General features: G+C 45.0%; 5 protein-coding genes and 1 pseudogene. 4 read left to right on the top strand and 2 right to left on the bottom strand.

All coding sequences use genetic code 11. The annotated features are described in order from the left end of the window. From QUA38_RS27830 to QUA38_RS27840, 3 genes and pseudogenes are all read left to right on the top strand, one after another. Window positions 1–150, top strand: a pseudogene (locus QUA38_RS27830) (aromatic acid decarboxylase); the annotation flags it as partial. Between the two features lie 14 nt (window positions 151–164). After that, window positions 165–1,181 (top strand): LapA family protein, encoded by a 1,017-nt coding sequence (locus QUA38_RS27835; RefSeq protein ID WP_333167596.1) that lies wholly within the window; start codon window positions 165–167, stop codon window positions 1,179–1,181. A gap of 22 nt (window positions 1,182–1,203) precedes the next feature. Then, window positions 1,204–1,755, top strand: coding sequence for a shikimate kinase (locus tag QUA38_RS27840; protein ID WP_333167598.1), 552 nt, complete (start codon window positions 1,204–1,206; stop codon window positions 1,753–1,755). 939 nt (window positions 1,756–2,694) lie between these two features. Here QUA38_RS27840 and QUA38_RS27845 read toward each other — a convergent pair. Both QUA38_RS27845 and QUA38_RS27850 read right to left on the bottom strand, forming a co-directional pair. Next, entirely contained in the window at window positions 2,695–3,012 is a 318-nt protein-coding gene (locus QUA38_RS27845) for a hypothetical protein (protein WP_333167600.1), read from the bottom strand. 192 nt (window positions 3,013–3,204) lie between these two features. Beyond that, complete coding sequence (locus tag QUA38_RS27850) at window positions 3,205–3,609, bottom strand: NIL domain-containing protein (protein ID WP_006635751.1); 405 nt, start codon at window positions 3,607–3,609, stop codon at window positions 3,205–3,207. Window positions 3,610–3,787: 178 nt separating this feature from the next. On the opposite strand from QUA38_RS27850, the gene QUA38_RS27855 reads away from it, so the two are divergent. After that, on the top strand, window positions 3,788–4,059 hold a 272-nt coding region (locus QUA38_RS27855), incomplete at its 3' end, for a thioredoxin domain-containing protein (protein WP_333167602.1).

Genomic DNA, 4,059 nt, shown 5'->3' on the forward strand with positions numbered 1-4,059 from the left:
GGAGCTAGAATTGTACCAGCGATTCCTGCTTGGTATCACAATCCGCAAACTATTGAAGATTTGGTAGACTTTGTGGTGGCTCGCGCTTTAGACCAGTTGGGGATTGATTGCGTTCCTCTCAAACGCTGGAAGGAAGAAGAAGGGAGTTAGTTGACAGTTGACAGTTGACAGTTGACAGTTGGTTACTGGTTATTGATGATGTGTTAGTTTCAATTAGCAATTTTCAATTAGCAATACTTCGGCTACGCTCAGCACAAGTTCCCAATTACCAATTACCAATTACCAATATTTTTAATATGCGACCTGTATTTTTGCTAGTAATTGTGGTAGGGCTAACTATTTTTGCCCTGCAAAATGTGGAGCCGGCATTATCGCTGGTGTTTTTAGGAGTTCGATCGCCTGCTTTGCCTTTATCTATCTGGATTTTGCTGAGCATGGTGGTGGGAGCTCTCACATCTTTATTGATTTCTGGTTTACTGGCTTTTTCAAATTATCTATCTCCAACGGGAGACCGCACCGGCAGATCGAGTCGCAGCGGTCCCGATACTTTCCCAGAGGACAGGAGAACACCTTACACGCCACCTCCCCCTCCTAGAAAACAGGGAATTGACCCGGATCTGAATAGGGAAAATAGCCAAACTCAGGCTGCTGGTTCCTACCGAACTGATTACGGTACGTCGGCTGGTTACAGTGCGCGGACTTTCCAGCAAGAAACTCCGAACCCTGATGGGGCAAAGGATTACGCTCAAGCCGGGACTTATGCAGCGGCAGACGATGAGGACGATTGGGTCTCAGATGGCTCAAAATCCGGCTCTCAAGGGGGTGATGACGATTGGGGGGACGATCGCGATTTTCCCGATCAACCGCAGGTCAATGATGTTCCAGCGACAAATCCGAGGGCTTACGAAGCTCAGCAGGAACCGAAAAGCAAGTCTTGGGCTGGCTCAGTATATTCTTACGGCTATCGAGATCCCAGCCAGTCTGGGGTGGGGCAAACTGAGGCTGTATACGATGCGGAGTATCGAGTGCTGGTTCCTCCGGGAGGGGATATTCCTAAACCCGCTGATGAAACACCAATAAATCCTCTTGCAGAAGCAGAGGATGATTGGGGATTAGATGAGGGTGATGAGTTTGAGGACGATGATCGCCCCAGTGGCGGAGCGATTAACCTGAAAAAATAGAAAAATATCGGAGGATTTGGCTGTGGATGGGTTGAGGGGAGTAAATATTTATCTCGTCGGGATGATGGGTGCGGGGAAAACAACGGTGGGGCGGATTTTGGCAAAAAAATTAAAATACCGTTTTTTTGATACTGATGAACTAATTGTTCGAGTTGCTAATCAGTCAATTGCTGAGATTTTTGATCGAGAAGGGGAAGAGGCTTTTCGGGAACTAGAAACTAAAGTGCTTGGGGAATTGTCTGCGTATCAAAATTCGGTTGTGGCTACTGGCGGGGGTATTGTAACGCGATCGATGAATTGGGGTTACTTGCACTACGGTGTAGTGGTTTGGCTGGATGTGGCTGTAGATCAATTGTACGATCGACTGCGTTCGGACACCGCTCGACCGCTACTGCAGGAGGGCGAGATCAAATCTAAGCTGCAAAGCCTTTTTAAAGAGCGAGAGCGTTTCTACACTCAAGCAGATGTCCGAGTCTGTGCTGGTGTGGGCGAAAGGCCTGAAGCAGTCGCGACTAGGGCGATCGAGGAAATCCAAAAAGTTATCAAATCAGAAACCGGGCCCGATCTCAATTGATACATTCAGAAACCGGGTGTCTGAGGAATTTTGGTATTAGTTCCCAAAAATAATGCAACTCTACGCAACCTCCCAACCACCAGATTCATCAGTCATTCCCAACATCTAAAATCTAAAATCTAAAATCTAAAATGGTAGAACTTCGGTAAAAATACTGGTTTTTGTCTGAGTGTGTCCGTTTAACCACCAATATTTTGAAATCCACCGGGTTTGAGTGGATGTGATGCGTACTTTTTATAAGTATGAGGATGTGGCGATGCGGAGATTTTATACAAGAATTAATGGCAGACTCGTCTGATGCGTTAAAGTCGGCTATTGAGTTCTCCCTAAAAATAAAAGGGCCCCACCGCTGAAGGGCTGTAGGGCGCAAGGACAGTTAAACGCTAACTTGATTGTCGGGAAATTTAGCATCAATGCTATGCTCCTATGTGACGATTTTACGATCGTCCATTCACTTATCAACTCTCCCGTATCAAAAAATGTAACCCAGCACCGATCGAATTCAACCTGTCCTATTGTAAAAACAATACCTCATGCATTCTGACTAGCAGCTCCCGAAAGCTGCTTTTTTATTGCGATGAATTTTTGGCTGCGGGACTTGCGGGAGCTTGGCAATAACATTTTGAGCAACAGTCGCTACAATTCTATACTGCCCTAGGGGTTTTCATTTGCACTCCAGGTTCGTCGGTAATTGGTAATTAGTAATTAGTAATTGGGAATTAGTAACGCGCAATGGAGAATCGACCATTGACAAGCTGTACCTCACTAGGCTTAAAAACTGCTATGATTACGGCGCGGAACGGGGAATTAATCCGAGTGGGGGATTGAAAAAAAATAAGCTGTATTTATTGATGGGCGATCTGATAGTTTTCGGCTAAATATCCGTTAAATATCCGTTGCGAGTTATATAATTTTGTTGGGTAAATTTCCCGTTCCTGATTAAGAGAATACGAGCCTGCCTGTTTTTAACCAAAACTCTATCGCTCCGCCCAACGCTACACCAGTTAAACAAATGCTAGCTAATACCGCAAAAGCCCGCCAATTTTTCCAACCTGATATTTGAATATCGAGTCTTGCCAAAGCTCCGGCTGAAATCAAGACTAAACAAGTAGCAAAGAGGTGCATCCAGGCAAAAACTACCACTGCCACAAAAGCTCCTACAATAATAGAAAGAAAAGCACCAATATCACTGGAAAACCACCGCATTATTAATGCTTTTATCCCTTTCAGCGGGAACGACAAGGCAACAGCTAACACTAAAATTGAAGCTATGGCTAAAAACCAAGTTAGGTGCGGGGGAACATCAAACTCAGACAATTTCCAGCCAAAAGTGAAATAAGTAACAAAAAGTAGAGTTAGGGAAACCCAAGAGTTTTTTTTCATCCTATGGCACAATTAGGGAAACCACGACGCAAAAAAGATGATAATTCCGATGAGTTTGTACAGGGCCTAAAGGTTAGTAGAAATAGCTTGCACCGGACAAGTAGGGATGCACTGCTCACAAACGATACACCGCGATCGAGCAAAACTTAGTTTAAAGCTTTCTGGGTCAAGGGTCAAGGCTTCTGTCGGGCAAACCCCGGTACACAAACCGCAGTGAACGCAGATATCTTCGTCTATGAGTATTTCCCGACTGGCTAGGGAAACGCCGATGTTTTGCGATCGCATCCAGTCGATCGCCGCTTCTAGTTGGTCGATGTCCCCTGATAACTCTAGCACCAGTTTGCCCACTTGATTCGGAGCCACCTGAGCACGGATAATGTTGGCTGCAACATTAAAATCCTTTGCCAGTCGATAGGTGACAGGCATTTGGATCGATCGTTGGGGAAACGTCAGTGTTACCCGTTTTTTCACCCTGCAAGTCCTCGGTAATTTACAAACAATCTTTGTTATCTTCTGTTTTAGCGCACTTGGTCTAATTACTGCCTTTAGCACAAATTTTTATGAGATGGGTCTGATTATCTCAAAATGTGCTATAATCTGAATCTATTATTTAAAATAAAAACATAGAAATCAAAGCGCAATTTATTTTATGACCCAGAATTCGCCCAAGTCAACTGTCGCCCCCGCCGCCAAAAATCCCGAAACAAAAGTCGCCAGCCGCCTCAGAAACTTATTGATAGTGTTAGCAGCGATCGCCCTTTCAATATCCATCTTCTTCGGGCTGCAAACCCAAACGCCATCAAGCAGTCTCACCGACATGGCAAAAGCTTCAACGCCATTAGAAACAGCTTTGGTAAATGGCAAACCGACACTCATGGAATTTTATGCTAATTGGTGCGGTAGCTGTCAGGCAATGGCTAA

The organism is Microcoleus sp. Pol12B4, assembly GCF_036701385.1.
GTDB lineage: Bacteria > Cyanobacteriota > Cyanobacteriia > Cyanobacteriales > Microcoleaceae > Microcoleus.